This is a genomic window from Paenibacillus amylolyticus (genome assembly GCF_051136285.1).
Taxonomy (GTDB): domain Bacteria; phylum Bacillota; class Bacilli; order Paenibacillales; family Paenibacillaceae; genus Paenibacillus; species Paenibacillus amylolyticus_F.
Genome location: NZ_CP194938.1, coordinates 1,807,422 through 1,814,862 on the forward strand (window position 1 = coordinate 1,807,422; position 7,441 = coordinate 1,814,862).

Here is a 7,441-nt window from a genome sequence, read left to right on the forward strand (position 1 = left end):
TCAATCCTCCTAGTTTCATTCTTGCTCATTCCCCTTTGCGCAAATGCAGGCGCTTTTGCCGGTTAAGCCGACCTCTGTCAACTCTATCCTGTTGGCCAATCTCGATAGGCTCAGTCGGCAAGTCTTCTTCCAGATAACGACTCAATGATTCAATCGTATAATGGGAGAAAATCACGATAGGAGAAATTTCTCTACCCAACTCCTCCTCCATTCTAGTAATGGCGTGAATCGCAGAAAGAGAATCTCCTCCAATTTCAAAGAAATTATCCCTGATGCCTACATCTTCCCTATCAAGGATGTTCTTCCAAATTTCTGTAAGCTTGCTTTCCATAACCGAGGTAGGTTTAACGAAATCAACAATTGACTCCAACCGCTCACCGATCCGCTCCAATTCCTTAATATCGATCTTTTGGCTAGTAGTTAAAGGAATATGATCAATGGTATAGAACAGAGCGGGAACCATAAATTCCGGCAACTCCTTCTTGAGACGGGACCTGATTTCTTCAAAACCAAGCTCTCTGCTCATCTTCAGGTAGGCAGTTAAGAGATCGGATCCATTGTTGCTCTTTTTGGGTATGATAAAAGCGTTCTCTATCCCCTCTAATTTCATCAAACAGCTTTCAATTTCTCCGATCTCAATACGGAATCCCCTGATTTGGACTTGCTTATCATTACGTCCGATGTAGATGATCTCTCCGTTTGTATCAATGAACGCAAGATCTCCCGTCTTATAGATAATTTCGTCTTTGTTGTAGGGATTGGGAATGAACCGTTCCGCCGTTAGTTGAGGATTGTTCAAATAACCGGAGGAAACCCCTTCCCCACTAACATAGATTTCACCCGGTACCCCGGGAGGCACAAGCTTCATATATTTATCTAGCAGATACATGTTCAAAGTAGGCAAGGGTTTGCCCACGTTTGATATATTCCCTTCAATTTCTTTATCCCCGATTACCTTAAATGTGCCATGCACCGTTATTTCGGTGATTCCATACATATTCACAAGCTTGGTCTGAGGAAGCTGCTCCTTAAAAGCTTTTAAATAGTATGGCTTCAAGTTTTCCCCGCCAAAAATGACATACCGCAAAACTACGGGCCTATCGAGTTGATGGCGAAGTATCTCTGCCTGCAAAGGAATAAAGGCTGAAGGGGTCTGATTCAATACCGTTATTTGTTCCTTATGCAATACTGATAGCAAAGCCCGAGTATCCTTCTTGACCTCATTTGGAATAACAACGATCGTACCGCCCCACAATAGAGCGCCGAATATTTCCCAAACTGAGAAATCAAAACTATAAGAGTGGCACAATAGCCAACGGTCTTCTTCATTAAAATCAAATACAGGCGAATCGTTAGCAAATAATCGGATCACATTATGGTGATTGATTCGAACTCCCTTAGGCACGCCTGTTGTTCCCGAGGTGTAAATGATATACGCGCCGTCTTCTTTTCTAGTGAAATTATCCGGACTGGTAGTTGGCTCCTTCACGAGATCTATTGCACGCAGGTTATACATCTCCATGCCATCAATCTCGCCGGTGAGTCCATCGTCCTCATGTAAAAGATATTTCGCCTTAGAATCCGATAAGATCTGTTCGATTCTTACTCGGGGATAATGAGGATCGATGGGCAGGTAGGTACCGCCTGCCTTCAGAATTGCAAGAATAGCAACGACAATTTGGGCAGAAGGCTCCAGCAGCAATCCGACTATCGTGTTGCTTGTTACCCCTTTCTCCCGTAAGAAATGTGCAAGACGGTTAGCGCTTTCATTAAGCTCTTGATAGGTGAGTGACTCTCCCTCAAATACCACTGCCTGGTTCGCAGGATACTTCTCCGTCACTTGTTCAAATACCCCTTGGATCGATCTGTTTTCATAAGTTGCAGGATAATTATTGTACAAGCCTTTCAGAAGTTCTTTCTCTGAATTCGGAGCCAGAAGATTAATATCTTTCAAGAGTATGTTGTTATGTTTAAGACATTCATCGATAATGCGAATAAAATATTCTTTGTACTGCAGCATTGTATTTTTATCAAAGAGATCCGTAAAATACTCAAACTCAAATAAAATTTTGTCATTACGTTCCTCGGCTATGACGGTTATATCGAATTGGGCTGTCTTGTTCTTATAAGGATGAGGACTGATTTCCACCCCTGGGATATTACCGGCAGTTTCGGCATCACTCATCATATTCTGGAAAACAAACATCGTATCGAATAATGGGTTCCTATTGCTGATCTTTGCAGCTTCGACTTTTTTCACAAGTTCATCGAAGGGGTAAAGCTGATGGTCGAAAGACTCGAGCACCATATCTTTTACATGTCTTATCAGGGAGTGGAATGTTTCTGCGCCATCAAGCTCCGCTTTTAGGGCTAGAGTGTTGACAAAGAAACCGACTATGTTGTCAAGCTCCATGGTTTCTCTGCCGGCGACCGGCGTTCCGACAACGATCTTGTCCTGTCCCGTTAACTTATTTAACAAGATATAGTAAGCAGACAGTAAGAAGACATAAAGACTGATTCCTTGCTTGCCTGTATATGTCTTGATGGCCAAGGTTTGATCCATATCGAGATAGAAGGAAATGGATTCTCCCCGGTAACTGAGAGTTCCAGGACGGGATTTATCCGATTTCAAATCCAGCAACGGAACTTCTTCCTTAAACTTCTCAAGCCAGTATGCTTCATCGTTCTTCATTCGTTCCTGTTGGGCAGGCTCATGTAGCCACTCGCTGTAATCCTTATACTGGAACTTCTGGTTTCCTGGCTCATCATTTTGATATAAATCCATTAATTCACGAATAATGATTTTGAACGAAACCCCATCCACAAGCATATGGTGGAAATCCAAAACCAGGACGAAATGATCATCCTTCACCTTTAATATATTTGTCCGGTACAAAGGAGCCTCCAAGAGATTAAAAGGTTTCACCAATCCCTGAATCGTTGAATCAAGAGACACTTCATCTGTCTCTATTTGTTTACAGACAGTCGACAGGTGGGGGATGACTTTCATAAATGGTTTCCCGTCCAGCTCTGCCACGGAGGTTCTGAAGGCATCATGCCTGGAAGCCAGCTTGGACAATGCCTGTAGCAGGCGCTCTACATCAAGTGCTCCCTTCACCTGAAGGATATAGGTCTGGTTATAGGCTATGCTACCTTTGTTCAGCTTCCATAATACATACATCCGTTTTTGTCCCGGTGTCAGTTTGTATAGTTCTTTTTCTTCAGCCTTTTTCATTGGAATGTATTCTTCGCCTTTATGTCCTTCAATCACACGCACCAATTGTCTAATGGTTAAATTTCTATAAAAGTCCTTGATGGATATTTTCACATGGAGTTCTTTATGGACGCTGGAGAGGAACGTTAATGCTTTCAGCGAATCCCCACCTAATTCAAAGAAGCTGTCTTTAACCCCAATATCGGCAATCCCGAAGAACCTTTGCCAAATTTTGACCAGCCGTTTCTCCATCTCTCCCTCAGGCGCCTCATATTCGGAGCTTAAACGATTTCGGACCTCGCCGCTGTGATCCAGAAGGACAGGGGCATCCTCTTCTGGCTCTTGAAGATCAATCCAACGGGAAAGCCTTCCCTTTAAATTGCCCCCGGCAGAAACAAAGATTTGCTCCAGGCCCTTGACCGAAGCAATTCGTTCGAACTCCTCCATGCTTTCCCTTGAACTCATACCATCCCAATCGATAACCTTCCATTTCATGTTATGCTGATAATTTTGTTCCAGAATATAGGAGTCAACAAAGGCATTGGCACCGGCATAAGCGGCATACTCCATCCCGCCAAGCAGGCTGGCAATCGAAGAGATAAACAGACAAAGCTCGGGTTTATGTTCCTCCAATGCCCTTGTGACATTCATAACACCGTAGACCTTAGTTAGAAATTGATTCTCGCAGTCGTTCTGCTTTAAGGAATCGATAAACTGGATACCTGGGCCGGACACTGTACCTGCTGCATAAATAATTCCGTCATATTTACCATATTTGCTTTTCACTTCATCGAAAAACTTCCAGACCCCTTTGTCATCCGCTACATCCAGGGATAAGTATTGAATGTTGGTTCCGTATTCTTTCAGTTTATTTAATCTATCCATCCGGGTTGGATCAAAGCGGCCATTCGTGAAAGGACCAGTATAATATGACTCTCCCAAACTACTCTTGCCTGCAATAATCAAATTGGCTTCATACTTGGAAGCCAACAAACTAGCAAAGGAAAAGCCTACGTCTCCCAATCCGCCAATAATAATGTAGGTGCCTTTCTTCCGTATGCTAGTCTCGTTTACAGCTTCCGGCAGCTTTAACTCCTGAAAGTCCTGAATCCACTTTCTCCTTCCGCGGATCGCAACGACAGGATTTTCCACCGCTTGCAACAATTCATGGCCTATCAGCGCAAGCGTTGTATCCCGTTTAGCGTTCTTCCATGGTCCGAATGTATCGATATCGATATTTCGGCAAACTAAAAAAGGGTATTCCTGAGGAATAACCTTCATTGGACCCATGAGGGTTGCAGTGCCGGGGAATGTACGGGTTTCGTCACATAACCGGTACAGATTTTCCGTGATAATGTTAATTACCGTTTTATTCGATTGCTCAAATGCTTTTAGACTTTTCGCTATATTCAATAAGGAGTACATTCCCCTGTTTTGTTCTTCTGCAAATTCTTTCCCGGTCTGTTCACTCCGTGCAGTGAGAGAAAAGCAATGTAAAATACGTGACGGTGTTTGGTTCCTTTCTGCAAGTTGGGAAAACATCGCTTGGTAGTCATCCAGAACCCCATGCCTGATTACAAAGCTGTTGTCATCTAGAGCTTTAAAGGCCTCCCCATCTTTAACCAAGATAGGTGGGCCGGATCCATTCTCCAGCTTCCCGGCCAATTGTTCTCCGATGCCCAAGTCGTCACAAAAAATCAGCCAACCTGCTTCATTTTCGCCTCCAGCATCAATTCCCGTTTCATTCTTTTGTTTCCAAAAGAGTGTATTCAATACACCTGAGGATTTCTGATTATCCAGGAAGGAGTTCGCGTCTTGCCTCAGATGGATTTGATCCATATGGATAGAGTACTCTTTGCGGTCGAACTTGATCCCAGGCAACACCGCCTTGTTAACCTTAATCCTGGCATACGAACTTGCCCACTCAATGTCCCATCCCTTGAGCCACAATACGCCGAGCGCATAGTTAAGAGCAGTCCTTTCAGACAATCCCTCCTTTTGGGGAATTAAGGGGTTAAGCATTTCCTGGTCGAAATCCGCCCTTATGCTTTCTTGGATCAGAGATGCTAAATTACCTTTGTGACCGAATTCTAAAATTGTAGTATTATTTTGGGCGCACAGACTTTGTCTCGCTTTCTCCGTGAAAAGAGGACTTGACCGCCAGTCCACTTTGTTTTCCCAGTAACTTCCATGGGTTGCATGGATAGGCTCTCCCGTCATACTTGAAATCACAATAATCTGAGGGGCCTTAATGTTTGAAGGAATCGATATCTCCGCTGTATGTGTTGACGGCAGTAAAGATCGAAGAAGCAAAGACACTAGATCCTCTAGGCTGAACATACCCGCCGTGTATGCCGCCGCAAGCTCTCCTAAGTGCTCTCCAGCCACGAGCTCCGGCAAGATCCCATAGACCTTTAACGTATCCGCCAGAGAGATTGCAACACAGAAGCGTATTAGAGTCGTATGGAGATCAGTACCACAATTTCTATTTTTATCGAAGATTCTATTCAGTTCAATCCCAGACTTCTCTTCTATTATGCGGAAGCATTTATCCAGAATGTTCTTAAAATGATAGCTGTGCGTATATAAATCCTTTCCCAGAATCGTGCTCTCTGTCTCCAATCCGCTAAAAACAAAAGCTACACGGCTTCTTTTTCCTGCTGGGGAATTGTCTCTGTAGCTGCCATGTAGCAATCCCTCTTTAACATCATTCAGCCCGCTCCCCAGCAGCAGTCGGCGCCAGGGAAAAGAATGCCTGCCCGTCTTCAAGGTATAAACCAGACTCTCAAAAGATACGGATTCCTTAACGACACACTCGACAAGCTCTCTGCTCAGCTGATCCAATGCAATCGGAGATCTTTCAGAAAGGAGGACAACATCCTCCCCTAAAGCTCCTTCTGGCAGGGCAACAGTATTCCTCTTTGGTGGTTCTTCAAGAATAACATGAGCATTGGTTCCGCCGATGCCAAAGGAACTCACACCAGCTACCAAGGGGAAATCGCCATTCTCCCATGTAGCAGGCTCGCTTAAAATGGTAAACATACTTTCTTCATCTGCCAATCCAGAGATTGGAGCATCACAATTAATGGTGGGCGGAAGGGTTTTGTTCTTCATAGCCAATATAACCTTGATAATTCCGGCAATCCCAGAAGCCGAATCAAGGTGTCCGATATTGGGCTTTAAGGATCCCAGTACACATTTTTTGTTACCGTTCATGGATTCCATGGCTATTTTTAAACCCTCAATCTCCACAGAATCCCCTAGAAGAGTTCCTGTTCCGTGCGTTTCAATATAGGACATTTCCCCGGGAGCAATATCTCCTATGGCCATCGCTGTTCTGATAACATCAGCTTGGGCATAAATACTCGGGGCGGAATACCCTACCTTTCTCTTCCCATCGTTATTTATTGCGGAACTTCGGATTACGCCAAGAATGTTATCGCCGTCACTTAATGCCGCAGCTAGAGGCTTCAGGACAATTACCCCAACCCCTTCTCCAGGAATGGTCCCCTGGGCCTTTTGATCGAAAGCACGGCACTGCCCGTCGGGAGAAAGGATCATACCGTCCTCATAGGTGTAACCCTTCGATGTATCACCAAGGATCGAACTTCCTCCGGCGACAGCCACATCGCATTCCCCTCCTAGCAGCGCACGGCAAGCCATGTGGATCGTCACGAGTGAGGTGGAGCAGGCTGTGTACATAAATACACTGGGCCCCTCAAATCCAAAATTGTAGGAGACCCGCGTAGGAAGATAATTGGTACTTACCAGATTGTCCAGCGTAACCTGGGAGGAAATCGAATCGTCTTCCCCGGCAATATTTAAATACTGCCAATAGAGATTGGGAGCAGCTCCGGCATACACGCCCACAGAGCCGGGAACGCGGCGGGGGTCATACCCCGCATTCTCGAGTGCTTTCCAGACAACCTCATGGAAAATCCGCATTTGCGGCTCCATAGCCCGGGCTTCGCTTTCCGTATAGTTGAATAATCCCGTATCAAAATCATAGGGCGAGTCCATTGTCCCGCCCTTTACTTTGACATAATCGGGAGATTGAAGCTGTTCTTCACTTACACCTGCTGCTAGCAACTCGGCATCTGTTAAATTTTCTATACAGTTTCGGCCTCCATGAATATTCTCCCAGAATTCCTCCGGAGAGGAAGCCTTGGGAAAATTTAATGCCATTCCTATTATAGCGATGCCATAACCTTTCACTTGTGTTGTCCC

Annotated in this window: 1 protein-coding gene; it reads right to left on the minus strand. The window is 44.8% G+C overall.

Annotated elements, in window-relative coordinates; all coding sequences use genetic code 11:
• Positions 1 to 25: 25 nt before the first annotated feature.
• The gene (locus tag ACR8BL_RS07885; RefSeq protein ID WP_434752093.1) at positions 26 to 7,429 is read right to left on the minus strand and encodes an amino acid adenylation domain-containing protein; all 7,404 of its coding nucleotides are present in this window, start codon (positions 7,427 to 7,429) and stop codon (positions 26 to 28) included.
• Between the last annotated feature and the right edge of the window lie 12 nt (positions 7,430 to 7,441).